22 protein-coding genes are annotated in these 23,471 nt (G+C 66.3%); 11 read left to right on the top strand and 11 right to left on the bottom strand.

Features of this window, described 5'->3' with window-relative positions; translation table 11 throughout:
* From QM712_RS33325 to QM712_RS33310, 4 genes are all read right to left on the bottom strand, one after another.
* A partial coding sequence (locus tag QM712_RS33325) for a malate dehydrogenase (RefSeq protein WP_415027398.1) occupies positions 1 to 582 on the bottom strand: 582 nt, incomplete at its 3' end.
* 190 nt (positions 583 to 772) lie between these two features.
* Positions 773 to 1,960 (bottom strand): cell division protein ZapE, encoded by a 1,188-nt coding sequence (gene zapE, locus QM712_RS33320; RefSeq protein WP_415027397.1) that lies wholly within the window; start codon positions 1,958 to 1,960, stop codon positions 773 to 775.
* A gap of 218 nt (positions 1,961 to 2,178) precedes the next feature.
* Positions 2,179 to 2,715: an RNA 2',3'-cyclic phosphodiesterase gene (thpR, locus tag QM712_RS33315; RefSeq protein ID WP_415027396.1), complete on the bottom strand. Its 537-nt coding sequence runs from the start codon at positions 2,713 to 2,715 to the stop codon at positions 2,179 to 2,181.
* Positions 2,716 to 2,886: 171 nt separating this feature from the next.
* A complete protein-coding gene (locus tag QM712_RS33310) occupies positions 2,887 to 3,537 on the bottom strand; it encodes an arylesterase (RefSeq protein WP_415027401.1) in 651 nt (216 codons plus the stop codon).
* A gap of 55 nt (positions 3,538 to 3,592) precedes the next feature.
* Here QM712_RS33310 and QM712_RS33305 point away from each other — a divergent pair, with 55 nt between their 5' ends.
* The 4 genes from QM712_RS33305 (at position 3,593) to QM712_RS33290 (ending at position 8,624) form a co-directional block, all read left to right on the top strand.
* Positions 3,593 to 4,315 carry an ABC transporter ATP-binding protein gene (locus QM712_RS33305; protein ID WP_415027395.1) on the top strand — a complete coding sequence of 241 codons (723 nt, stop codon included), beginning with the start codon at positions 3,593 to 3,595 and terminating at the stop codon, positions 4,313 to 4,315.
* Positions 4,312 to 6,882 (top strand): ABC transporter permease, encoded by a 2,571-nt coding sequence (locus tag QM712_RS33300; RefSeq protein WP_415027394.1) that lies wholly within the window; start codon positions 4,312 to 4,314, stop codon positions 6,880 to 6,882. Before QM712_RS33305 ends, QM712_RS33300 begins: the two co-directional genes overlap by 4 nt.
* 271 nt (positions 6,883 to 7,153) lie before the next feature.
* Positions 7,154 to 7,945, top strand: a complete 792-nt coding sequence (locus QM712_RS33295) for a Bax inhibitor-1/YccA family protein (RefSeq protein WP_415027393.1) — start codon at positions 7,154 to 7,156, stop codon at positions 7,943 to 7,945.
* Between the two features lie 148 nt (positions 7,946 to 8,093).
* Complete coding sequence (locus QM712_RS33290) at positions 8,094 to 8,624, top strand: GNAT family N-acetyltransferase (RefSeq protein WP_415027392.1); 531 nt, start codon at positions 8,094 to 8,096, stop codon at positions 8,622 to 8,624.
* A gap of 138 nt (positions 8,625 to 8,762) precedes the next feature.
* Here QM712_RS33290 and QM712_RS33285 read toward each other — a convergent pair whose 3' ends face one another.
* From QM712_RS33285 to acnA, 3 genes are all read right to left on the bottom strand, one after another.
* Entirely contained in the window at positions 8,763 to 9,134 is a 372-nt protein-coding gene (locus QM712_RS33285; protein WP_415027391.1) for a DUF2794 domain-containing protein, read from the bottom strand.
* A 591-nt stretch (positions 9,135 to 9,725) separates the two neighbouring features.
* Positions 9,726 to 10,502 (bottom strand): DUF1223 domain-containing protein, encoded by a 777-nt coding sequence (locus tag QM712_RS33280; RefSeq protein ID WP_415027390.1) that lies wholly within the window; start codon positions 10,500 to 10,502, stop codon positions 9,726 to 9,728.
* Between the two features lie 220 nt (positions 10,503 to 10,722).
* Complete coding sequence (gene acnA, locus QM712_RS33275; RefSeq protein ID WP_415027389.1) at positions 10,723 to 13,443, bottom strand: aconitate hydratase AcnA; 2,721 nt, start codon at positions 13,441 to 13,443, stop codon at positions 10,723 to 10,725.
* Between the two features lie 242 nt (positions 13,444 to 13,685).
* On the opposite strand from acnA, the gene ccmA reads away from it, so the two are divergent.
* The 5 genes from ccmA to QM712_RS33250 all read left to right on the top strand — a co-directional run bounded on the left by ccmA (position 13,686) and on the right by QM712_RS33250 (position 16,857).
* Entirely contained in the window at positions 13,686 to 14,288 is a 603-nt protein-coding gene (gene ccmA, locus QM712_RS33270) for a heme ABC exporter ATP-binding protein CcmA (RefSeq protein ID WP_415027388.1), read from the top strand.
* A 232-nt stretch (positions 14,289 to 14,520) separates the two neighbouring features.
* Positions 14,521 to 15,189 carry a heme exporter protein CcmB gene (gene ccmB, locus QM712_RS33265; RefSeq protein WP_415027387.1) on the top strand — a complete coding sequence of 223 codons (669 nt, stop codon included), beginning with the start codon at positions 14,521 to 14,523 and terminating at the stop codon, positions 15,187 to 15,189.
* Between the two features lie 75 nt (positions 15,190 to 15,264).
* Positions 15,265 to 16,056, top strand: a complete 792-nt coding sequence (locus QM712_RS33260; protein ID WP_415027400.1) for a heme ABC transporter permease — start codon at positions 15,265 to 15,267, stop codon at positions 16,054 to 16,056.
* Entirely contained in the window at positions 16,053 to 16,241 is a 189-nt protein-coding gene (gene ccmD, locus QM712_RS33255) for a heme exporter protein CcmD (protein ID WP_415027386.1), read from the top strand. The genes QM712_RS33260 and ccmD overlap by 4 nt, the downstream gene beginning before the upstream one ends.
* Before the next feature lie 22 nt (positions 16,242 to 16,263).
* Positions 16,264 to 16,857 (top strand): DsbE family thiol:disulfide interchange protein, encoded by a 594-nt coding sequence (locus QM712_RS33250; RefSeq protein WP_415027385.1) that lies wholly within the window; start codon positions 16,264 to 16,266, stop codon positions 16,855 to 16,857.
* 189 nt (positions 16,858 to 17,046) lie between these two features.
* Here the strand turns inward: QM712_RS33250 and QM712_RS33245 are convergent, their stop codons facing one another.
* The gene (locus QM712_RS33245; protein ID WP_415027384.1) at positions 17,047 to 17,649 is read right to left on the bottom strand and encodes a septation protein A; all 603 of its coding nucleotides are present in this window, start codon (positions 17,647 to 17,649) and stop codon (positions 17,047 to 17,049) included.
* A 127-nt stretch (positions 17,650 to 17,776) separates the two neighbouring features.
* Positions 17,777 to 18,724 (bottom strand): signal recognition particle-docking protein FtsY, encoded by a 948-nt coding sequence (ftsY, locus tag QM712_RS33240; protein WP_415027383.1) that lies wholly within the window; start codon positions 18,722 to 18,724, stop codon positions 17,777 to 17,779.
* A 47-nt stretch (positions 18,725 to 18,771) separates the two neighbouring features.
* Between ftsY and QM712_RS33235 the strand changes: the two genes are divergently transcribed.
* The gene (locus QM712_RS33235; protein ID WP_415027399.1) at positions 18,772 to 19,473 is read left to right on the top strand and encodes an RluA family pseudouridine synthase; all 702 of its coding nucleotides are present in this window, start codon (positions 18,772 to 18,774) and stop codon (positions 19,471 to 19,473) included.
* A 182-nt stretch (positions 19,474 to 19,655) separates the two neighbouring features.
* Positions 19,656 to 20,765 carry a DUF2336 domain-containing protein gene (locus tag QM712_RS33230; protein WP_415027382.1) on the top strand — a complete coding sequence of 370 codons (1,110 nt, stop codon included), beginning with the start codon at positions 19,656 to 19,658 and terminating at the stop codon, positions 20,763 to 20,765.
* Positions 20,766 to 20,962: 197 nt separating this feature from the next.
* On the opposite strand, the gene mtaB is transcribed toward QM712_RS33230, so the two are convergent.
* On the bottom strand, positions 20,963 to 22,216 hold the full coding sequence (mtaB, locus tag QM712_RS33225; protein ID WP_415027381.1) for a tRNA (N(6)-L-threonylcarbamoyladenosine(37)-C(2))-methylthiotransferase MtaB: 1,254 nt from the start codon (positions 22,214 to 22,216) through the stop codon (positions 20,963 to 20,965).
* Positions 22,213 to 23,091 carry a diaminopimelate epimerase gene (dapF, locus tag QM712_RS33220; RefSeq protein ID WP_415027380.1) on the bottom strand — a complete coding sequence of 293 codons (879 nt, stop codon included), beginning with the start codon at positions 23,089 to 23,091 and terminating at the stop codon, positions 22,213 to 22,215. The genes mtaB and dapF overlap by 4 nt, the downstream gene beginning before the upstream one ends.
* Positions 23,092 to 23,471: the final 380 nt, after the last annotated feature.

Here is a 23,471-nt window from a genome sequence, read left to right as displayed (position 1 = left end):
CAGCGGGATGCCGGCGACGGTCGAGTACTTCACCAGCGGCACCATGGTGTCGCCATGGCCGCCGAGCACGAAGGCGGTGACGTCTTCGACCGAGACGTTGAATTCGTCGGCCAGGAAGTAGCGGAAGCGCGCCGAATCCAGCACGCCGGCCATGCCGACGACCTTCTTGTGCGGCAGGCCCGAGGCCTTCTGCAGGGCCCAGACCATCGCGTCGAGCGGGTTGGTGATGCAGATGACGAACGCGTCGGGGGCGTACTTCTTGATGCCGGCACCGACCTGCTCCATGACCTTGAGGTTGATGGAGAGGAGGTCGTCGCGGCTCATGCCGGGCTTGCGCGGCACGCCGGCGGTGACGATGCAGACCTTGGCGTTGTCGAGCGCTTCGTAGGAGTTGGCGCCGGAATAGTTCGCGTCGAAGCCGTCGACCGGCGAGGACTGCGCGATGTCGAGCGCCTTGCCCTGCGGCACGCCCTCGGCGATGTCGAACATCACCACGTCGCCCAGCTCTTTCAGGCCGATGAGATGAGCCAACGTTCCGCCGATCTGACCGGAGCCAATCAAAGCAATCTTGTCGCGCGCCATGTGAACCTGTCCTTTAGACACGTAAGGAGGGGAAAACTGACAGGGTGGTTATCCCTTTCGCCTCCCCCGTTCAAGTCGGTGGATGCCCAATTGTCGGGCTCGCCGCGTATACAAGCGCAACCCTGTCATTCCGGGGCGCGACGAAAGTCGCGAGCCCGGAATGGCACCCGAGAAGATGGTGAAATAGGACTTAAGTCTCGACCAGGCCCTTGGTGGAGCCGCTGGCGGTGGAATCCTTCCGCCCGTGAGGCAGCGCCAGGTAGGATTCCGAACTCATCTCGATCAGGCGCGAGGCGGTCCGCTTGAACTCGTTCGCCTCGTTGCCCTCGTTGCCGAGGTAGAGCGAGATCGGGTTGGCGTCGGCCGAAGCCATCAGCTTCACGGCATTGTCATAGAGCGCGTCGATCAGCGTGATGAAGCGCTTGGCGGCGTTGCGCTGGGAGAAATCCATCACTGGAATATGGTCGACCAGGATGGTGTGATAATCGTGCGCGAGCCTGAGGTAGTCGGATGCGCCGAGCGGCTTCTCGCAGAGATCGGCGAACCCGAACCGCGCCACGCCGTGGGCCGAGCACGGCACCTGCAGGGTCCGGCCCTTGATCAGGATATCGCGCGGCTTGCACTTGGCGCCGCCGGTCATCTTCGACCAGGCACGGTCGAGCGCCGCGTCCGCATCGCCGTCCGCCGGCGTCAGCCACATCGGCACGCCCTGCAGCTTCTCCAGACGGAAGTCCGTGCGCGCGTCGAGCCGCAGCACGTCCATGTGGTCGGTGATCTGCTTGATGAAGGGCAGGAACAGCGCGCGGTTGAGGCCACCCTTGTAGAGATCGTCGGGCGCGACGTTGGAGGTCGCGACCACAACGGTGCCGAGCTCGAACAGTTTGGCGAACAAGCGGCCGAGGATCATCGCGTCCGCGATGTCGGTGACGTGGAATTCGTCGAAGCAGAGCAACCAGCTCTCCTCGAAGATCGCCTGCGCGGTCAGCGCGATGACGTCGCCGTCGGCGATCTCGCCGCGCGAGATGCCCTGGCGATAGTCGTAGATGCGCTCATGCGCCTCGGCCATGAATTCGTGGAAATGCGCGCGCCGCTTGTGCTCGACGGAACTGTGCTGGAAGAACAGGTCCATCAGCATGGTCTTGCCGCGGCCGACCTCGCCATGGACGTAGAGCCCGTGCGGCGCCTCGTCCTTGTCGCCGCCGCTGAACAGGCGGCTGAACAGACCCTGCTTGCGCTGCGGCTTGTAGTTCGCAAGCCGCAGGTCGAGCGCGCCATAGGCCTCGGCGACTTCGGCTTGCGCGGCATCGCGCTCGATCGCGCCGGAGGCGATCTGGGCCTGGTACGCCTCGCTGAAAGAGGAGTTCGGGGTCGAGAGCATGACCCTTTACCGCCAGAGACGGGCGCAAATTGCAAGCGGTCAATTGGTGCGGGGCGCTATGCGGGTTTCCTTCCCCTCGCTCCGTTTTACGGGGAGAGGGCCGGGGTGAGGGGCTTGTATCCGCACAGGAGATCGTCGCGAGACCCGTTCCCCTTCACCGGGATCGCATCTCCGATGCGATCCGATCTCTCCCCGCAAGCGGGGAGAGGTGAAGAAACCTATTCACACAGTTCGTAGGCGTCCTCGACGACATACGGACCGCCGCCGGTGGAGGCGCGCGAGGAGAACAGCACGAAGCGGTCGGCGATGAACGCCTTGCTCGGGAAGTAGCCGCGCAGCGAGAGATAGTCGGCGACGTCGCGATCGGAGGCATCGTGCAGCCGCGCCAGCGTCACATGCGGGATGAACTTGCGGCCTTCGGGATCGAGACCGATCCGCTGCATCATGCGTTCGAGCTCGGCCTGCAACTCCATCAGCGGCTTGCTCGGCGCGATGGTCGCGACCACCGCGCGCGGCTTGCGGCCGCCGAAGCTCGTGAGCCCCTGCACCTTCACCTCGAACGGCTTGCGGTCGACGCGAAACAGCATCGAGGCGATCTCGTTGGCGTAGAGGCCGTCGATGTCGCCGATGAAGCGCAGAGTGACGTGATAATTTTCGGGATCGATCCACCGGGCGCCGGGAAGGCCGCCCCGCAAGTTGGAAAGCGACTGGCCGATCTCGGCCGGAATTTCCAGACCAGTGAACAAACGCGGCATCGTTGAGCACTCCCGATGCTTGGGCACGATCCCGAACAGGACCGCATCCAAATTAGAGCCGGCGACGAATCACCGGTAACCTGATTCCTATCGCAGTTGTGTGACTCTGCGAAGCATTGCGCGCGCCGCTCCGGCAAAACCCTGGGAATTACGGCCGGCGCTGCCTGGTTTTCAACGCCGTTGCCCGCTTATCGTGCCAAGGAATGCCTCCACCGTGGGCATGACCCTGCCGACGATGATGTCGACGCCGGGCGCGGTCGGATGAATGCCGTCGGCCTGGTTTAGCTTGGCGTCGGCGGCGACACCGTCGAGGAAGAACGGATAGAGCGGCACGTCGAACGTCTTCGCCAGATCCGGATAAATCGAATTGAAGCGAGCGGCGTAATCAGCGCCGTAGTTCGGCGGCGCCAGCATGCCGCAGAGCATCACCGCGATCTTGCGCGCCTTCAGGCGCTGGACGATCTCGGTCAGCGCGGCCCGCGTGATGTCGGGGTCGATGCCGCGCAGCGCGTCGTTGGCGCCGAGCTCGACGATGACGCCCTCGGTTCCATCCGGCACCGACCAGTCGAGCCGGTCGCGGCCGCCGGAGGCGGTGTCCCCGGACACCCCGGCATTGGTCATGTCGACCGCTATGCCTTTGGCCTGCAAGGCTTTTTGCAGCTTCGCCGGAAATGCATCCTGGCCCGCAAGGCCGAGGCCCGCGCTCAGGGAATCGCCGAGAACGACGAGCTTGATCGGCCTGGCCTCGGGCTGAGCCGGCGCCTGGGCGGCGGCCGGATTCACGACCGTCATCAAAGCGAGCATCAACACGGCTATGTGCATGAACAATCCGTAACGCCTCTCGACCGGGCTATCGGAGTTGCCATATGACCGGACCATGGACACTCGCATCGAATCCTCTTCGCTCGCCGCGACCTCGGCGGACACCATCGCCATCTCCAACGTCAATCTCTCATTGGGTACGGGCGCGGCACGCGTTCACATCCTCAAGGACATCAGCCTGCGCGTCGCCTCGGGCGAGACGATCGGCCTGATCGGCCCGTCAGGCTCGGGCAAATCCACGCTGCTGATGGTGATGGCGGGGTTGGAACGTCCTGATAGCGGAGAGGTGGTGGTGAACGGCACGCCTTTCAATGCCCTCGACGAGGACGCGCTCGCCCGCTTCCGCGGCCGCCAGGTCGGCATCGTCTTTCAGTCCTTCCATCTGATCCCGACCATGACGGCGCTGGAGAACGTCGCCGTGCCGCTCGAGCTCGCCGGCAATCCGGATGCCGCCAAGCGCGCGGCCGAGGAGCTGCGATCGGTCGGGCTCGGCGATCGCCTGCATCATTATCCCACACAGCTCTCCGGCGGCGAGCAGCAGCGCGTCGCGCTCGCCCGCGCGCTGGCGCCCGATCCCGCCATCCTCGTTGCCGACGAGCCGACCGGCAATCTCGACGAGACGACCGGCAAGCAGATCGTCGACCTGCTGTTCGGCAAGCATGCCGAGCGCGGCATGACGCTGGTGCTGGTGACGCACGATTCCTCGCTCGCGCATCGCTGCGATCGCGTGATCCGCCTGCGCTCGGGCCGCGTCGACACGCAGTCCGCACCCGCATGAGCGCCGCGGCCGAACCGTTCGCGAGGCCCAACGGCGTCGCGTTGTCGCTGCGCTACGCCTTGCGCGAATTGCGCGGCGGCCTGCGCGGCTTCTATGTCTTCATCACCTGCATCGCGCTCGGCGTCATGGCGATCGCCGGCGTCGGCTCGGTTTCGGCGAGCCTCAGCGACGGCCTTGCCGGCCAGGGCCGCACGCTGCTCGGCGGCGATGTCTCCTTCGTGCTGTTCCAGCGCGAGGCGAAGCCCGAGGAGGTCGCCTTCCTGCGCTCGCGCGGCACAGTCTCGGTCGCAGCGACATTGCGCGGCATGGCGCGCTCGGCCGAGGGCAAGCTCGCGCTGGTCGAGATGAAGGCAGTCGACGACACCTACCCGATGCTCGGCTCGCTGACGCTGTTTCCGCCACTGCCGATGGCCGATCTGCTGGCGCAGCGCGACGGCGCGTTCGGCGCCGCCGCCGACCCGACGCTGCTGGCGCGGCTCGGCCTGAACACCGGGGACCGCGTCACCATCGGCACCGCGACCTTCCAGATCCGCAGCACCGTCGAGTCCGAGCCCGACAAGCTCGCCGGCGGCCTCGGTTTCGGACCGCGTTTCCTGATCAGCGAGGCCGGCCTGCGCGCCACCGGGCTGATCCAGCCGGGCAGCCTGGTGCGCTGGGTCTACCGGGTGAAACTGCCCGACACCGCCAACAGCGACCGCGCCACCGAGACCTTCATCGACGACGCGCGCAACGCGGCGCCGCAGGCCGGCTGGGAAATCCGCAGCCGCTCGAACGCCTCGCCGCAACTCGAGCGCAACATCAGCCGCTTCACACAGTTCCTCACGCTGGTCGGCCTCGCCGCCCTGCTGGTCGGCGGCGTCGGGGTCGCCAATGCCGTGAAGAGCCATATCGACCGCAGGCTCGAGGTGATCGCGGCCTTCAAGGCGGTCGGCGCCACCGGCCGCGACGTGTTCGGCATCTATCTCGCGCAGGTCATCCTGCTCGCCGGAGTCGGATCGATCATCGGGCTCGCGCTCGGCGCGGCCATGCCTTTCGCCATCGTCGGCCTGTTCGGGAAGCTGCTGCCGCTCCCTGTGGTGCCCGCCGTGCATGTCGACGAGCTCGCGCTGTCCTTCGTCTACGGTCTCCTGACCGCGCTTGCGTTCGGCCTGTGGCCGCTCGGACGCGTCCACGACGTGCCGGTCGCGGCGCTGTTCCGCGACACCACCAGCTCGGAATGGCACCGGCCGCGCTGGGGCTATCTCGCCTTCATGGCGCTCGTGATCGCCCTGCTGATCGCAGTCGTGATCGGCCTGTCCTTCGACAAGCGCATTGCCGCCGTGTTCGTGCTCTCCTCGGTCGTCGTGTTCGCGCTGCTGCGCGGCATCGCCGCGCTGCTGATGGCGATCGCGCGGCGCCTGCCGCGCACGCAATTGCCGATGCTGCGGCTGGCGATCGCCAACATCCACCGCCCGGGCGCACTGACGCCCTCCGTCGTGCTGTCGCTGGGTCTCGGTCTCGCCGTGCTCGTCACCATCACCCAGATCGACGGCAATCTGCGCCGGCAATTCCTGGCGGCGCTACCCGATCGCGCGCCGTCGTTCTACTTCATCGACATTCCGAGCACGCAGGCCGCCCAGTTCGACGGCTATCTCCGCCAGATCGTGCCGGGCGCGAAGGTCGAGGACGTGCCGATGCTGCGCGGCCGGATCGTCGCGGCGCGCGGCGTCCGCGCCGAGGACCTCAAGCCCACGACCGATTCCGAATGGGTGCTGCAGAGCGATCGCGGCCTGACCTATACCGGCGAATTGCCGAAGGGCTCCAAGGTGGTCGAGGGCGAATGGTGGGCCCCCGACTATTCCGGCCCGCCACTGGTCTCGATGGAGAAGAAGATCGCCGACGGGCTCGGCCTCAAGCTCGGCGACGAGGTCGTGGTCAACGTGCTCGGCCGCGACCTCCCCGCCAGGATCAGCAATCTGCGCACCATCGACTGGCAGGGTCTCGGCATCAATTTCGTCCTGGTGTTCTCGCCGAACGCCTTCAAGGGCGCGCCACACACCCACATCGCGACCCTGACGGAAGCGGGCGGCGATGCCGCGAGCGACGGCAAGATCATCAAGGAGGTCGCCGACGCCTATCCGATGGTGACGAGCGTGCGCGTGCGCGAGGTGATGGAGACGGTCGGCTCGGTCGTGACCAACCTCACGCTCGCGATCCGCGGCGCCAGCGCGGTGACCTTGATCTCGGCCATCCTGGTGCTCGGCGGCGCATTGGCCGCCGGCCATCGCCACCGCGTCTACGACGCAGTGATCCTGAAGACGCTAGGCGCAACCCGGCTGCGACTGCTCGGCGCGTACGCGCTGGAGTACCTTCTGATCGGGCTCGCCACAGCGGTGTTCGGCGTGTTCGCGGGCAGCGTCGCGGCCTGGATGATCGTGACGCGACTGATGACGCTGAGCTTCGTCTGGCAGGCCGGCAGCGCGGCCGGCGTCGTCGCCGCGGCGCTGGTCGTCACCGTCGGGCTCGGGCTCGCCGGCACGCTGCTCGCGCTGAACAAGAAGCCCGCTTCTGTGCTGCGGAATTTGTGACAAAATGTAGCGGATAGCCCGGGCGGACCCGAATCCGGCGTTTCCCGGGCCGAACCGGATGTTCTCGTCAGGATTGCACCGCGAGGGCGACATTCAGCCGCGCGTGGACCGTTGCAGCAGATGTGTTAGTTTCCCACATATCAAACGGGTTCGGAGCCCCGAATGTTAGCCAAAATTAATGTCGGCAAGCGTCGGTATCCGAGATAGAATTTAAGGAACTGGCGGCACGGAGACCCTCGTGCCGGACCGGGCAACCAACGGGAATTCGACCATGTCGGACCTAGACCGTAACTACGCTTCTCCTTTCGGCAGGGCCGCCGGGCGTGCTGACGCCGCGACGGTCGACGCCGGTCTGCGCGCATACATGCTGCGCATCTACAACTACATGAGCATCGGCCTCGCCATCACCGGCCTGGCCGCGCTCGGCGTCTACATGGCCGCCGTGACGGACGTTCCGACCCCGGACGCCGTCCGCGTCGGCAAGCTGTTCCTGACGCCGTTCGGCTACGCGATGTTCGTGAGCCCGCTGAAATGGCTGTTCATGCTGGCGCCGCTCGCGATGGTGTTCGTGATCTCGGCAGGCATCAACCGTCTCGCTCCGTCGACCGCGCAGATCCTGTTCTGGGTGTTCTCGGCGCTGATGGGCATCTCGCTCTCGTCGATCTTCCTGGTGTTCACGCACACCTCGATCGTGCGGGTGTTCTTCATCACCGCGGCCACCTTCGGTGCGCTCAGCCTCTACGGCTACACCACCAAGCGTGACATGAGCGGGATGGGCTCGTTCCTGTTCATGGGCCTGATCGGCATCATCATCGCCAGCCTGGTGAACCTGTTCCTCGCCAGCTCGGCGCTGCAGTTCATCGTGTCGGTGGTCGGTGTGCTGGTGTTCGCGGGCCTCACCGCCTGGGATACGCAGCGGCTGAAGAACGACTACATCTACGGCTACGCGTCGGCCGGCGGTGACATCGCGGAGCGCGCGGCGATCTCCGGTGCGCTGTCGCTGTACCTGAACTTCATCAACCTGTTCACGCTGCTGCTGCAGCTCCTCGGCCAGCGCGACTAAGCGATACCGAGAGAACGGACACGAACCCCGGCCGAGAGGCCGGGGTTTTTGTTTGCGCGGCGTGCTTCCCCCCGTCATCGCTCGCAGTAACGGCGAGAGGCGGCGTTGACCCTTCCAGCGGCCGCGGGAAGGCTCTAATCTCGCGCCCATGTCCGCACCCGAGATCAGGCCCACAACCGAGGCCGACCTTCCCGCCATCGCCGCCATTTACCAGCAGGCCGTCCGCGAGGGCACCGCAACGTTCGAGCTGGAACCGCCCGACCTCGCCGAGATGACGCGGCGTTATCGCGCGCTGATCGACGGCGGCTATCCCTATGTCGTCGCCATCCTCGACGGCCGCGTGGCCGGCTACGCCTATGCCGGTGCCTACAGGCCGCGGCCGGCCTACCGCTTCACGGTCGAGAACTCGATCTACCTCGATCCGTCGTTCCACCGCCGCGGCATCGGGCTCATCCTGCTGGAGCGGCTGGTCGCCGAATGCGAGGCGCGCGGCTTCCGCCAGATGATCGCCGTCATCGGCGATTCCGCGAACGCCGGCTCGATCGGCGTTCACACCAAAGGCGGCTTCAAGATGATCGGGACGCATCCCAATGTCGGCCTGAAGTTCGGCCGCTGGCTGGACACCGTGATGATGCAGCGCGACCTCGGTCAGGGCGGGACAAGCGTGCCCGCGAAATAGATCTCGCAGGGCGCGGCAGAGCGACCTGCCCGCCGAAGCGCAGGGCGCGACGGCGCGCCCGCTATGCCTGATGGCTGAAGAGCGATGACGGGCGCCGCGCTTTGCGCACCCGCCCACCCTGCGGCACCGGTCAGGCGGCTAGACCACCGCCAGCTTCCGATCGATCACCAGCAGCACGCGATCGAGCTCGTGGCCGCGACGCAGAATCAGGCCGGTCGCGGAGATCACGCTGTACATGCCCTGCTTGCGCGCGAGCCGCGGATCCTTCTCGATGCGGTAGATCGGCACTTCGGAGGCGCGGCGATAGACCGAAAAGACCGCGCGATCCCTGAGGAAGTCGATCGCGTAGTCGCGCCACTCACCGTCGGCGACCATGCGGCCGTAGAGATTGAGGATGCGGTGCAGTTCGAGCCGGTTGAACGTGACCCGGCTGGGCTGAGAATTCGCAGCGGCGGGACGCGCCACTGCGCGCGGCTCGCTCGGATCGGCATCCTCCGACGTCAAACTCATGGAGCGGCCTCCTGTCGCACGGCATGATCGCGTCCGCGAAACCGTCCCGGACCTCGGATCATGACAGTTGCATGATTGCGCCAACGGCGGGCCGCCGCAAGGGGGCTCCTCACCCGATCCATCCGAGCGCGTCCGAATTGGAACACACGCAATGGTGGAACTCCTCGGTTGCGAACCGTCACGGGATCGTTAGCAGGAATCATAGTCTCGCCTCTTTTCCGCCCAGCGCCTGCCGCCCTGCATTGCGAAAAGACTTGTGTGCGTTGACCCGGTCCTTTCGGTTCCGGATTCCTCAGCCCCCAGCCCCCCGGGGTCGGCAGGATCGGGTCTGTACGCGCCACAAGGAGGGCCAACGTGAGTTGGTCCTTTTTTGTTTGTGTCGGCCTGTTTCGGTCGCGACGAAATTCTTCCTGATCAGCATCTGCACTCTCTCGCCTCATCCTGAGGAGCGCGCTCTTGCGCGCGTCTCGAAGGATCGAGGCCGCGCTGGATGATGCGGGCCTGCATGGTTCGAGACGACGCTGACGCGTCTCCTCACCATGAGGAGCTGACGTGATCGCTCGTCAGGAAGGTTTTCTAAGCCGCGCGGCTTCAGTGCAGCGAGGTGTACGCCGCGCCCAGCATCGGGCCGGGCTTTTCGCGGCTGCCGTCCTGGACGTAGACCACCGCACCGTCGACGCCGTCGCGCGTGAGATTCTCGAGCGGGACGGTCCAGCTTTCCGGATGCCCGTTCCAGTCGCCGACCTTGAGAAGGCTGCGCACCACGTTGTGATAGGTGATCTGCTGTCCACGGTTTTCGCCGCGGCTGATCGCGATCGGCACCGACTTGGCGATCGAGCAGATCCAGACCTCGCCATGCGAGACCGCGGGCTCCTTGCTTGCCGCGACCGAGACGTTGATCTGCTTGCCGGCAAGCGACATCTTCACCGGGACGCTCATCACCGAATCGTCCTTGACCGTCTTGCCGATCGCATTCTCGATGCCGGCGCGGTCGCTGCCGATGACATGGACGGAGCCGTTGACCACGGCCTGCGGCGTATAGACCTCGCGGTCGCCACGCATCCGCGAATAGGCGCGCTGCCGCGCCGAGAAGCGCGAATCCGCCAGCGTGTCCTTCCAGCCGAGATAATCCCAATAGTCGATCGGCATGCTCAGCGCGATGATCGAGGGGTCGTTGGAGAGTTCGCCGATGACCTTGTCGGCGGGGGGGCAGGACGAGCAGCCCTGAGACGTAAACAATTCGACAACGGCGCGGGGATCGGCATGCGCTGGACGGATGATGGCGACGATGGCGCAGATGCTGAGCGCTCCCGACCAAAATGCACCGGACCAGCGCGAAACCAGATTAGAAGCCATCATTCCAGTCATGTCGAACGTCACACATCGTCATTCGTTGGGGGGAGATCTTATCGCCTGATGGTCACCGTAGTCTTACGGGGCGCGGCATTTTCAACCGTCCAGGGCGGAGTTTCCGCCGGGCGGGCCCATCTGAAGCATGCCGCAAACGCGCGAAGGCGGCCATTTGATAGGCCGCCTTCGTTTAACCTTCTACTCACTTCGCAGTGAGCCACCGTTCACAAATCCGCGCTTATGCCGCGAGCTTGCGCAGCACGTAGTGCAGGATGCCGCCGTTGCGGTAGTAGTCGAGCTCGTCCAGCGTATCGATGCGGCAGAGCAGCGAAACGCGCTGCAGCGAACCGTCGCCGGAGACGATCTCGGCGGTGAGCTTCTGGCGCGGCTTGAGGTCGCCGACCAGGCCGCGCAGCGTGACCTTCTCGTCGCCCTTGAGGCCGAGCGAGGACCAGGAGGTGCCCTCCTCGAAGGTCAGCGGCAGCACGCCCATGCCGACCAGGTTCGAACGGTGGATGCGCTCGAAGCTCTGGCAGATCACGGCGCGGACGCCGAGCAGGCGCGTACCCTTCGCCGCCCAGTCGCGCGAGGAGCCGTTGCCGTATTCGGCGCCGGCGAACACGACCAGCGGCACCTGCTCCTGCTGGTACTTCATCGCGGCGTCGTAGATCGACATCTGCTCGCCGTCAGGCCAGTGCTTGGTGAGACCGCCTTCCGGAATGTTGCCGTCGGCGCCCTTCAGCATGAAGTTCTTGATGCGGATGTTGGCGAAGGTGCCGCGCATCATCACTTCATGGTTGCCGCGGCGCGTGCCGTACTGGTTGAAGTCGGCGGGACGCACCTGGTGCTCGCTGAGATACTTGCCCGCGGGCGAGGTGAGCTTGATCGAACCGGCCGGCGAGATGTGGTCGGTGGTGATCTTGTCGCCGAACATGGCGAGGATGCGCGCCTCGACGATATCCGTGACCGGCTCCGGCTCCTTCTTCATGCCGTCGAAGTAGGGCGGGTTCTGCACGTAGGTCGAGCTCATGTTCCAGCGATAGGTCTCGCTCTCGGTGGTCTTGATCTTGCGCCAGTTGGTGTCGCCCTTGAACACGTCGGCATACTTCTTCTTGAAGATCGACGCGGTCACGAACTTCTTCATGAAGGCGTTGATCTCCTTGGTCGTCGGCCAGATGTCCTTGAGGTAGACCGGCTTGCCGTCCTTGCCTTCGCCGAGCGGCTCGACCGCCAGGTTCTTGGTCACGCTGCCCGCGAGCGCGTGGGCAACGACCAGCGGCGGCGAGGCGAGATAGTTCGCCTGCACGTCCGGCGAGACGCGGCCTTCGAAGTTGCGGTTGCCCGAGAGCACCGCGGCGGCGACGATGCCGTTGTCGTTGATCGACTTCGAGATCTCTTCCGGCAGCGGGCCGGAATTGCCGATGCAGGTGGTGCAGCCGAAGCCGACCAGGTTGAAGCCGACCTTGTCGAGATCAGCCTGCAGGCCGGAATCCGACAGATATCCCGCGACGACCTGGCTGCCCGGGGCGAGCGAGGTCTTCACCCACGGCTTGGCCTTGAGGCCCTTCGCCGCGGCATTGCGCGCCAGCAGGCCGGCGCCGATCAGCACGCTCGGGTTCGAGGTGTTGGTGCAGGAGGTGATGGCGGCGATCACGACGTCGCCATGGCCGAGGTCGAACTTCTTGCCTTCGACGGCGAAGCGCTTCTCCGGCTCTTCGGCCTTCTTGTACTCGCTGGTGAGCGCGAGCGAGAAGCCCTCGGAAACCTGCGGCAGTGCGATGCGGCCTTCCGGGCGCTTCGGGCCGGCCATCGAGGGAACGACGTCCGCGAGGTCGAGCGTCAGCGTTTCCGTGAAAACCGGATCGGCCGACTTGGCGGTGCGGAACAGCCCCTGCGCCTTCGCATAGGCCTGCACCAGCGCGACGCGCGCCGGGGCACGGCCGGAGGTCTTGAGGTAATCGATCGCGGCGGCGTCGACCGGGAAGAAGCCGCAGGTCGCGCCGTATTCCGGAGCCATGTTGGCGATCGTCGCCTTGTCGGCGACCGAGAGATGGTCGAGGCCGGGCCCGAAGAACTCGACGAACTTGCCGACGACGCCGAGCTTGCGCAGCATCTGCGTCACGGTGAGCACGAGGTCGGTCGCTGTGACGCCTTCCTTCATCGCACCCTTGAGCTTGAAGCCGACCACGTTGGGCAGCAGCATCGACAGCGGCTGGCCGAGCATGCAGGCTTCGGCCTCGATGCCGCCGACGCCCCAGCCGAGCACGGCGAGACCGTTGACCATGGTGGTGTGGGAGTCGGTGCCGACGAGCGAGTCGGGATAGGCGACCTCGAAGGTGCCGGTCTTCTTGCCGACCGTCATCTTCTCCTTCTTGGTCCAGACCGTCTGGGAGAGATATTCGAGATTGACCTGGTGGCAGATGCCGGTGCCGGGCGGCACGACGGAGAAGTTCGAGAACGCCTTCTGGCCCCACTTCAGGAACTCGTAGCGCTCCTGGTTCTGCTTGTATTCCTCGGTGACGTTCTTGGCGAAGGCCTTGTTGTCGCCGAAGAAGTTCACGATCACGGAGTGGTCGATGACGAGGTCGACGGGCACCAGCGGATTGATCTTCTCGGCATCCCCGCCGAGCTTCTGCATCGCGTTGCGCATCGCGGCGAGATCGACCACCGCCGGCACGCCGGTGAAGTCCTGCATCAGCACGCGCGCGGGACGGAACGCGATCTCATGCTCCAGCGACTTCTTGCGCAGCCATTTGGAGACCGCGACGATGTCTTCCTTCTTGACCGAGCGGCCGTCCTCGTTGCGCAGGAGATTCTCCAGCAGGACCTTCATCGAGTAGGGAAGTCTCGAGATTCCCTTAAGACCGTTCTTCTCCGCCGTGGGCAGGCTGTAATACACATAGGTCTTGGCGCCGACCTTGAGGGTCTTTTTGCATTTGAAGCTGTCGAGCGAGGTCATGTAGGAAATCCCAATTGTTAGTTATACCCGGCAGGGGGTATTTTAACACCGTCAGCGAATCCGGCTGGGTCGCTTGCAGGGGCAGGTTGAGTTGCTGCATCAAGTAGTTCCGGGCTTATAGAAGCTTTCTAACCGCACCGCCACAAGCACAATCGCGCCCCAGCAACCCATGAGCCAAAAATTCTGATGCGCTACCCCAAGATTTCCTGAGGCCTGGCTTGAGCGCGGTGACAAGAGGCGAGATGCAGCTCTCCGGGCATGGGATCCGATGTGTGCGCGGCGGCCGCGAGGTCTTCGCCGGGCTCGATTTCGACGCCGCGCCCGGCGAGGTGGTGGCGGTCGTCGGCCGCAACGGATCGGGCAAGACGTCGCTGTTGCGGCTGATCGCGGGCCTGCTCGTTCCGGCCGGCGGCACGATCGCGCTCGAAGGGGGCGATCGCGAGCTGACCCTTCCCGAGCAGTGCCATTATCTCGGCCATCGCGACGCCCTGAAGCCGGCGCTGAGCGTGGCGGAAAACCTGTCGTTCTGGGCCGATTTTCTCGGCGGCGAGCGGCTGGACGCCGCCGCGAGCCTCAGCAAGGTCGGCCTCGACCACGCCGCCGGCCTGCCGGCCTCGTTCCTGTCGGCGGGCCAGCGCCGCCGGCTCTCGCTGGCCCGGCTATTGACGGTCCGTCGGCCGGTCTGGCTGCTGGACGAGCCAACCACGGCGCTGGACGTGGCCGGCCAGGACATGTTCGCCGGTCTGATGCGCGATCATCTGGCGCGCGGCGGCCTGATCGTCGCCGCCACCCACGCGCCGCTCGGGATCGAATCCCGGGAGCTCCGGATCGGGGGCACGTCATGAGGCGACACCACCCTCAGCTTTTCGAGCGGCACAAGTCCGCTCTTGCACGGGGGGCGCCCCCGTCGCCGCGGGCCCCCTCGCCTCTCCTGTCTGCGGGAGAGGCCGACGCACCGCGCCGGGTGAGGGTTCTCTCCGCTGGGAGAGCCTTCGTTGTCGAGACACCCTCTCCCCAACCCTCCCCCGCAAGCGGGAGCGGGAGCGCACCGCCTTTGGGGCGCGTTGGGAGCGCCCCATGACCGCCCTGTCCGCCCTCATCCGCCGGGACATCAGGATCGCGCTGCGCGTCGGCGGCGGGGCGCTGATCGGCGTGCTGTTCTTCCTGACCGTGGTGGTGCTGATGCCGTTCGCGGTGGGACCGGATCTGGCGCTGCTGTCGCGGCTGGGACCGGCGATCCTCTGGCTCGGCGCGCTGCTCGCGAGCCTGCTGACGCTCGACCGGCTGTTCATGGCCGACCATGAGGACGGCTCGCTCGACCTGATCACGATGAGCCGGACGCCGCTGGAACTCGCCTGTGCCGCCAAGGCTCTGGCGCACTGGCTGGCGGCCGGCCTGCCGCTGATTGTCGCAACCCCGGTGCTGGGCCTGCTGCTGAACCTCGACATGGTCGCGACCGGTGCGGTCGCGCTGACGCTGCTGGCGGGCACGCCGGCCCTGACCTTCACCGGCATGATCGGCGCCGCGCTCGCGGTGACGCTGCACCGCGGCGGACTGTTGATGGCCGTGCTGGTGCTGCCGCTGTCGATCCCGGTGCTGATCTTCGGGGTTGCGGCCTCGCAGGCCGCGATCGCCGGGCCGTCGTCGTTCGGCGCACCGTTTTCGATCCTCTGCGCGCTGTCGCTGGTCAGCCTGGTGGTCGGCCCCTTCGCCGCCGCGGCGAGCCTGCGGCACGGACTCGACTGACTTGACCCCGATCAACTTTCGCGACCGGCTTTCGTGTTGATTGCCTGGGCGCCCGCCGGTGATTATCAGGATGCCATGACGCTGATCGACCTCGCCAACCCCACGCGGTTCCTCGCGCTGACAGCGCGGGTCCTGCCATGGCTTGCGGCCGCGACCGTCATCCTGCTCGCGGTCGGCCTCTACCAGTCCGCCTACGCGCCCGACGATTATCAGCAGGGCGCGACCGTGAAGATCATGTTCATCCATGTGCCTAACGCCTGGCTGTCGATGTTCGTCTGGGGCGTGATGAGCATCGCCTCGCTCGGCACGCTGGTGTGGCGGCATCCGCTCGCCGACGTCGCCGCGAAGGCCGCCGCGCCGATCGGCGCCGCCTTCACCTTCCTCGCGCTGCTCACGGGATCGCTGTGGGGCCGGCCGATGTGGGGCACCTATTGGGAATGGGACGCGCGGCTGACCTCGGTGCTGATCCTGTTCCTGATGTATCTCGGCCTGATGGCGCTGTGGCGCGCGGTCGACGATCCCTCGCGCGCGGCGCGTGCAGCGGCCGTGCTGACGCTGGTCGGCGCGATCAACCTTCCCATCATCAAGTTCTCGGTCGACTGGTGGAACACGCTGCACCAGCCGGCCTCGGTGATGCGCATGGGCGGCTCGACGCTCGACAAGTCGTTCCTGATTCCGCTCCTGGTGATGGCGGTCGCGTTCACGCTGCTGTTCGTCACGCTGCATATCGCGGCCATGCGCAACGAGATCCTGCGCCGCCGTGTCCGCTCCCTGCAGATGATGCAGGCGAGCCGCATCGCGTTTTCGAGCGACGCCGACGCCGGATCGCGCGGCGGAAGCGCGTCGAAAGAAGCCGGAGCCGCATGACCATGCTGTCGCTCGGCCCCTACGCGTCCTTCATCGTGACCTCCTACGCCGCGGCCGCTCTCGTGGTCGTGCTCCTGATCGGATGGATCGTCATCGACCACCGCAACCAGACGGAGCGCCTGCGCGAGCTCGACCGCAGCGGCATCACCCGCCGCTCCGGACGCAGCGCGACGGATCGGCCATGACATCGATCATGAGACATCGATCATGAGCGATCAAACCACCTCCGCGGCGCCGCCGCGCCGCACCTTCCTGATGGTGCTGCCGCTGCTCGCCTTCATCGCGCTGGCCGTGCTGTTCTGGTTCCGGCTCGGCAGCGGCGATCCCTCGCGGATTCCCTCGGCGCTGATCGGCCGGCCGGTACCGCAGACCAATCTGCCGCCGCTCGACGGATTACAGGCCGACAATGCGCAGGTGCCCGGGCTCGATCCCGCGGCGTTCAAGGGCAAGGTCAGCCTCGTCAACGTCTGGGCGTCCTGGTGCGTGCCGTGCCACGACGAAGCACCGCTGCTGACGGAGTTCGCGAGGGACAAGCGCTTCCAGATCGTCGGCATCAATTACAAGGACGCGCCTGACAATGCGCGGCGCTTCCTCGGCCGCTACGGCAACCCGTTCGCCCGCGTCGGCACCGATGCCAACGGCCGCGCCTCGATCGAATGGGGCGTCTATGGCGTGCCGGAGACGTTCATCGTCGGCCGCGAAGGCACCATCGTCTACAAGCTGGTCGGCCCGATCACGCCCGACAATCTGCGCGGCGTGCTGCTGCCGGAGATGGAGAAGGCGTTGAAGGCGGGGAGCTGATCGCGGCTTTCTTGCCGAAGATCCGGCTGCACACTGCAGTCTTGCCCCGCGAAGGCGGGCATGCAGTACGTCGCGGCTTCTCCGTATTTCACCCCTGCCCGTCGGGTATTGGATCGCCCGGTCAAGCCGGGCGATGACCGTCGCATGCAAGGCGGACATCTCAGCTCGCAATAGCGAGCCAGGAGAGCCCTACCCCTTGCTCACATCCCCAGCCTCGGCCTCGCTCGCCTCCAGCGACGCCGGCTCGAGGTGGTAGCGCTTGGTCAGCGGCATCTGGGCGATGGCGAAGATCATGGTCAGCGGGGTCACACCGAACACCTTGAAGTTCACCCAGAAATCCGTGCTCTGGGTACGCCAGACGATCTCGTTCAGCACCGCCATGCCGGCGAAGAACAGCGCCCAGCGCAGCGTCAGGATACGCCAGCCCTGCGGCGTCAGGTTGAACATCTGGTCGAACATGACGGCGATGAAGGAGCGGCCGAACAACAGGCCGCCGCCGAGGATCGCCGCGAACAGGCCGTAGATGATGGTCGGCTTGACCTTGATGAAGGTCTCGTCGTGCAGCACCAGCGTCAGCGTGCCGAACACCAGCACGATCACGCCGGTCACGATCGCCATGATCGGGATGTGGCGCGTCACCACGTAGGAGGCGACCATCGCCGCAACGATCGCGACCATGAAGGCGCCGGTCGCGGCGAACAGGTTGAACTTCGCGTTCACGAAGAAGAAGACGAGCAGCGGACCGAGCTCGGTCGCCAGCTTGAACAACGGATGCGGCTGGGTCTTGTCCATTCCGTACCTTCTTTTGCTGCCATCTCCGCGACAGCGGGAAATCCAGTATTCCGAGACGGCTGCCATTAGGAGCCAGCGACGCGGCGTACTGGATGCCCCGCCTGCGCGGGGCATGACGAGAGAAAACCTAAGACTCGATTCCGGCGATCGCGCGGGCGAAATCGCGCGCGGTGAACGGCGCGAGATCGTCGACGCCTTCGCCGACGCCGATGAAGTGCACCGGCAGTTTGAATTTCTCCGCGAGCGCCACCAGGATGCCGCCGCGCGCGGTGCCGTCGAGCTTCGTCATCACGAGGCCGGTGACCCCGGCGGTGCGATGGAAGGCCTCGACCTGCGACAATGCGTTCTGGCCGACGGTGGCATCCAAGACAAGCAGCACCGCATGCGGCGCAGTGTCGTCCACCTTGCGAATGACGCGCACGACCTTTTCGAGCTCGTTCATGAGCTCGGCCTTGTTCTGCAGGCGCCCGGCGGTGTCGATCAGGAGCACGTCGATGGCCTGCTCCTTCGCCGCCGTCAGCGCATTGAAGGCAAGGCTGGCCGAATCCGAACCCTGCGCGCCGGCGATGACGGGGGTCTTGGTGCGCTCGCCCCAGACCTTGAGCTGCTCGATCGCCGCCGCGCGGAAGGTGTCGCCGGCGGCCAGCATCACCTTGCGGCCTTCGGACGCGAATGTCTGCGAGAGCTTGCCGATGGTGGTGGTCTTGCCGGACCCGTTGACCCCGACGACGAGGATGACGAACGGCTTCTTGCCGGCATCGATCACCAGCGGCTTCGCCACCGGCGCCAGCACCTTCTCGACCTCGGTCGCGACGACGTCCTTGACCTCGTCCGCCGAGATCGCCTTATCGTAGCGCCCGGTGCCGACCGCGTCCGCGATCCGCACCGCAACCTGGGTGCCGAGGTCGGCGCGCAGCAGCACATCCTCGATGTCGTCGAGCATGGCGCGGTCGAGCTTGCGCTTGGTGACGAGGTCGGCGACCGCGGTCCCGAGCGAAGACGAGGTGCGCTTCAGCCCGTTGGACAGGCGGCGCCACCAGCTCAGCTTGGGGGGATCTGACGTGGTATCGTTCATAGCGGGGGTGTGTTAGCCGTTCCCGCCCCTAAACGAAAGTCTTGCAGTTGCTCGATGTTCCCGAATTGACCGCCGACGAAATTCTGGCGCGCGTGCTCCATCGCGACGGCTTGATGCTGGTCATCGACAAGCCGGCCGGCCTGCCGGTGCATCGGGGTCCCAAGGGCGGCGCCAATCTGGAAGCCTCCTTCGACGCGCTCCGGTTCGGTCTGCCGCGTCCGCCGGTGCTCGCCCACCGCCTGGACAAGGACACCTCCGGCTGTCTCTTGCTCGGCCGCCATCGCAAGGCGACCGCTTCGCTCGGCCTGCTGTTCAAGCACGGCAAGATCGGCAAGACCTACTGGACCGTGGTCGAGGGCGGCCCCGCCGAGGACGAAGGCACCATCGACATGCCGCTCGGCCGGCTCAATGCCGAGCGCGGCTGGTGGCAGAAGCCCGATCCCGAGGGTCAGAAGGCCGTCACCAACTGGAAGGTGATGGGCCGGGGCGACGGCCTGGCCTGGCTTGCCATGGAACCGGTGACTGGCCGGACCCATCAATTACGCGTGCATTCGGCCGCGACCGGCTGGCCGATCTTCGGCGACAACATCTACGGCAACGGTCCGCGCTTCGGCGAGCCCCGCCTGCATCTGCATTCCCGCGAGATCGTGGTGCCGATCTCCCGAAATAAGGAGCCGGTCCGGGTGGTGGCGCCGGCCCCGCCCCACATGCACGAACGGCTGCGGGCCTGCGGCTGGAACGGGGAGTAGGCACCGTAGTCGTTCACCACTCCCGCTGGCGGGGGAGGGAATTCACCCGTCTCCGGGTAGCGACGCGCCTGATCTCATCGCGCTCGCGGCCCGATGGTTTACGAAACGTTCAGGGCTCGTCTCTAATGATAGCGGTTGCTTAGAACAAGCTTCCGTCAATCTGCTCAGGACGAGCGCGCGTCATGTTGAAGGCCGGGCAATCGATCATCGACGAGGTCGAATCCGCAATTCGGGCAGGCTCGCCGGAAAAGGGCCTCGAAACGGCCCGGCGCGTCACCGACCTGTTCCTCTCCTCCGCCGGTAATTTCAACGACGAGCAGATCGCGCTGTTCGACGACGTGCTCGAGCGCCTCATCGGCACCATCGAGCTGCGTGCCATCGCTGACATGGGCGCGCGCGTCGCACTGGCCGAGATCAGCACGCAGCTCGCGCCGATCGCGCAGGCGCCGCCGTCGGTCATCCGCCGCCTCGCCAACAATGACGAGATCCGCATCGCCGGTCCCGTGCTGCAGGAATCCGCGCGCCTCGACGACGGCGAACTGGTCAAGATCGCATCGTCCAAAAGCGAGCCGCATCTGCTCGCGGTCGCCGGGCGCTGGTGGCTGAAGGAGATCGTGACCGACGCCCTGCTCGCGCGCCGCTATCCCAGCGTCAGCCGCCGGCTCACCGCCAATCCGGGCGCGCGCGTTTCCGGAGACGGATTTGCGGTCATCGTCGGTCAGGCCGAATCCGATCCGGAGCTCGCCATCAGCGTCGGCGTCCGCGTCGACCTGCCGTCGGATCTGCGCCGCCAATTGCTGCGCTCGGCGACCGACGCGGTCCGCACCCGGCTGCTGTCGCGCGCTCCGCCGCATCTGTTCGAGGAGATCCAGGGCGCCATCGCGGCCGTCACCGTGGGCGTCGAGCGCGAGATGTCGGGTGTCCGCGACTTCGAAGGCGCGAAGCGCGCCATCGCCAATCTCAAGGCGAACGGTCAGCTCCGCGAGGCAACCCTGCTCGGCTTCGCCACGCAGCGGCGCTATGAGGAAGCGGTGGCCGCACTGGCGGCATTGTCCGGATCGACCATCGAGGTGATTCGTCCGCTGATGCAAAGCCTGCGCGAGGATGGCCTCCTCGTCCCGTGCAAGGCGGCACAGCTGAGCTGGGAAACAACCGCCGCCGTGCTCGAAAGCCGCTTCGCCAGCGGCGCGATGAAGCCGGCCGACCTCGCGAGAGCCCAAGGCCATTATGCGCGCATGACGCCGGAAAACGCGCGGCGGACGCTGCGGTTCTGGCAGGTGCGGGCGTCGTAAAGCGAGAGCTCGCGCACATAAGCGCCGCGCAGCTTCCTTCTCCCCTTGCGGGAGAGGGTGGATCGCCGCGCAGCAGCGAGACGGGTGAGGGGTCTCTCTCCGCGCGTGAGCCTCGTTGCATCGAGTCGGCCGAAGCAACCCCTCGTCCGGCGCTTCGCACCACCTTCTCCCACGAGGGGAGAAGGGAAGGGTACGGATTACGCGCTGAGCCGCTCGCCGTCGCTGCCCGCGATCCTCAGCGGGACGACGCTGCCGACCTGCCGGCCCGCGATCGCGACCGGGAGATAATGTTCGGTCCGCCCCTGCCCCTCGCTCTCGATCAGCACGTCGCGCGTCGCGCCGATCTCGGCCTGCAGCCTCCGCCGCAGTGCCGCTTCTCCCGCTGCCCGCAGCCGCTTCGCACGCTCCTTGATGTCGGCGCCGGCGACCTGGGGCATGCGCGCGGCCGGCGTGCCGGGGCGTGGGGAATAGGGGAAGACGTGCAGGAAGGTGAGACCGCATTCCGCCACGAGATCGAGCGAGCGCGAGAACATCTCCGCGGTCTCGGTCGGGAAGCCCGCAATGATGTCGGCGCCGAAGGCGATGTCCGGCCGCAGCCGGCGCACCTGATCGCAGAACGCGATGGCGTCGGCGCGCGAGTGCCGCCGCTTCATGCGCTTCAGGATCATGTCGTCGCCGGATTGCAGCGACAGATGCAGATGCGGCATCAACCGCGGATCGTCGGCGATGGCGTCCAGCAGATCGTGATCCGCCTCGATCGAATCGATCGAGGAGATGCGCAGCCGTTTCAGCTCCGGCACATGCCGCAGGATCTGTTTGGTCAGCATGCCGAGTTTGGGCGTTCCCGGCAGGTCGGCGCCGTAGCTGGTGAGATCGACGCCGGTCAGCACGATCTCGGCATGGCCGCGCTCGGCAAGCGCCCGCACCTGATCGACCACCGCACCCATCGGCACCGAACGCGAATTGCCCCGGCCAAACGGGATGATGCAGAAGGTACAGCGATGGTCGCAGCCGTTCTGCACCTGCACGAACACGCGCGGCAGGCCGCTCGCGAAGCCGTCGATCAGATGCGGCGCCATGTCCTTCACCGCCATGATGTCGCTGACGGCGATCTTTTCGCTGGTGCCGGTATCGAAGGCATCGCGCGCGCCGCGCCACGCCGAGGCCCGCATCTTGTCGTCATTGCCGACGACGCGATCGACCTCGGCCATGCCCGCGAACATCGCGGCTTGCGTCTGCGCGGCGCAGCCGGTGACGACGATGCGCGCGGCCGGCCGCTCGCGCTTCAGCCTGCGAATCGACTGGCGCGCCTGCGCCACCGCCTCGTTGGTGACGGCACAGCTGTTGATGACGATGGTGTCCGACAGTCCCGCGCCTTCCGCCTCGCGGCGGATCACCTCGGCCTCGAACGCATTGAGGCGGCAGCCGAAGGTGACGACCTCGACGCTCATCGCCCCGTCGGCGCAAACAGCGCCGGATCGAAGGTGCCTTCGTATTCGAACGCCGCCGGACCCGTCATCAGGACGTGGTCGTCACGCTCGCGCCATTCGATGCCGAGCTTGCCGCCCGGCAGCGTGACCTCGACATTGCGGTTGGCGCGCTTCAGCCGCGCCGCGGCGACCGCGGTCGCGCAGGCCGCCGAACCGCACGCCTTCGTCAGTCCGGCGCCACGCTCCCAGGTGCGGATCGTGATGTGGTCGCGATCGACGATATGGGCGAGCGTGATGTTGGCGCGCTCGGGGAAGATCGGATGGTTCTCGAGCAGCGGACCAAAGCGCCCGAGATCATAGGCGCCGACATCGTCGACCCAGAAGATCGCGTGCGGATTGCCCATGCTCACCGCCGAGGGCGAATGCAGGATCGGATCGTCGATCGGGCCGATCTGCAATTCGATGTAGCGGGTGTCGCGAAACTCCTCGGCCAGCGGAATATCCTGCCAGCCGAACTTCGGCACGCCCATGTCGACCGTGTAGAGATCGGAAGCCGGGCCCTGCCAGCAATTGAGCAGCCCGGCGCCGGTCTCGAACGTCGCCGTGGTCTGTCCGGTGGTCTCGAAGATGCGGCGCACCACGCAGCGCATGCCGTTGCCGCAGGCGCCGGCCTCGGAGCCGTCATTGTTGTAGATGCGGATGAAGGCCTCGGTGCCCGCGAGCCGCGGCTTCTGAAGCACCATGAGCTGGTCGTACGGCACGCCGCCGGCCGCGGACGCCACCGCGCGCGCGTCGTCCGGCGTGACCGGGGCCGCGGAATCGCGCATGTCGACGACGACGATCTCGTTGCCGATGCCATTCATCTTGGCGAATGCGTGGTTGGCCAGCGCGCTCATGAAAAATCCCGAATTTCGCCTGCCTTATATGGCGATCCTTGGCGGCTTGACCAGTGACTTGCTGGCAGGCAGCCGGGGCCTTCCCATGACGCATCTGTCATGGGACGAATTCGGCGGCCGCGTGTTAGAACGGCGCGGTTCGCGCGAAACGGGACGCGCAGCCCGGCGCAAGGGCGGATTTTGGCCTTGGTGCGCAAGGCCTTGGAAAGCAAGGTCTTGGCACGCGAGGTCTGGGGAGAATAGAATGATCAGGTTTCGTCGTCTCGCTTTGGCCGCGCTGATCCCGGCAGCGGCCTTGTCGCTCGGGCTGCCCGCGGGTCTGGCGCAGACCCCGAGCCCGCCGGCCGCCGCGGCAAGTCCTTCGCCGGCCCCATCGGCCG

This window comes from Bradyrhizobium sp., from assembly GCF_047605465.1.
GTDB lineage: Bacteria > Pseudomonadota > Alphaproteobacteria > Rhizobiales > Xanthobacteraceae > Bradyrhizobium.
This window is presented reverse-complemented; position numbering and strand designations above follow the sequence as displayed.

Coding starts and splice junctions, on each gene's coding strand:
- QM712_RS33230 (WP_415027382.1), top strand. CDS start 19,656: ATGTTGAAGGCCGGGCAATCGATCATCGACGAGGTCGAATCCGCAATT.
- QM712_RS33280 (WP_415027390.1), bottom strand. CDS start 10,502: ATGACTGGAATGATGGCTTCTAATCTGGTTTCGCGCTGGTCCGGTGCA.
- QM712_RS33295 (WP_415027393.1), top strand. CDS start 7,154: ATGTCGGACCTAGACCGTAACTACGCTTCTCCTTTCGGCAGGGCCGCC.
- acnA (WP_415027389.1), bottom strand. CDS start 13,443: ATGACCTCGCTCGACAGCTTCAAATGCAAAAAGACCCTCAAGGTCGGC.
- ccmA (WP_415027388.1), top strand. CDS start 13,686: ATGCAGCTCTCCGGGCATGGGATCCGATGTGTGCGCGGCGGCCGCGAG.
- ftsY (WP_415027383.1), bottom strand. CDS start 18,724: ATGAACGATACCACGTCAGATCCCCCCAAGCTGAGCTGGTGGCGCCGC.
- QM712_RS33285 (WP_415027391.1), bottom strand. CDS start 9,134: ATGAGTTTGACGTCGGAGGATGCCGATCCGAGCGAGCCGCGCGCAGTG.
- QM712_RS33260 (WP_415027400.1), top strand. CDS start 15,265: ATGACGCTGATCGACCTCGCCAACCCCACGCGGTTCCTCGCGCTGACA.
- zapE (WP_415027397.1), bottom strand. CDS start 1,960: ATGCTCTCGACCCCGAACTCCTCTTTCAGCGAGGCGTACCAGGCCCAG.
- mtaB (WP_415027381.1), bottom strand. CDS start 22,216: ATGAGCGTCGAGGTCGTCACCTTCGGCTGCCGCCTCAATGCGTTCGAG.
- ccmD (WP_415027386.1), top strand. CDS start 16,053: ATGACCATGCTGTCGCTCGGCCCCTACGCGTCCTTCATCGTGACCTCC.
- QM712_RS33290 (WP_415027392.1), top strand. CDS start 8,094: ATGTCCGCACCCGAGATCAGGCCCACAACCGAGGCCGACCTTCCCGCC.
- QM712_RS33310 (WP_415027401.1), bottom strand. CDS start 3,537: ATGCACATAGCCGTGTTGATGCTCGCTTTGATGACGGTCGTGAATCCG.
- ccmB (WP_415027387.1), top strand. CDS start 14,521: ATGACCGCCCTGTCCGCCCTCATCCGCCGGGACATCAGGATCGCGCTG.
- QM712_RS33250 (WP_415027385.1), top strand. CDS start 16,264: ATGAGCGATCAAACCACCTCCGCGGCGCCGCCGCGCCGCACCTTCCTG.
- QM712_RS33300 (WP_415027394.1), top strand. CDS start 4,312: ATGAGCGCCGCGGCCGAACCGTTCGCGAGGCCCAACGGCGTCGCGTTG.
- QM712_RS33305 (WP_415027395.1), top strand. CDS start 3,593: ATGGACACTCGCATCGAATCCTCTTCGCTCGCCGCGACCTCGGCGGAC.
- QM712_RS33245 (WP_415027384.1), bottom strand. CDS start 17,649: ATGGACAAGACCCAGCCGCATCCGTTGTTCAAGCTGGCGACCGAGCTC.
- thpR (WP_415027396.1), bottom strand. CDS start 2,715: ATGCCGCGTTTGTTCACTGGTCTGGAAATTCCGGCCGAGATCGGCCAG.
- dapF (WP_415027380.1), bottom strand. CDS start 23,091: ATGAGCGCGCTGGCCAACCACGCATTCGCCAAGATGAATGGCATCGGC.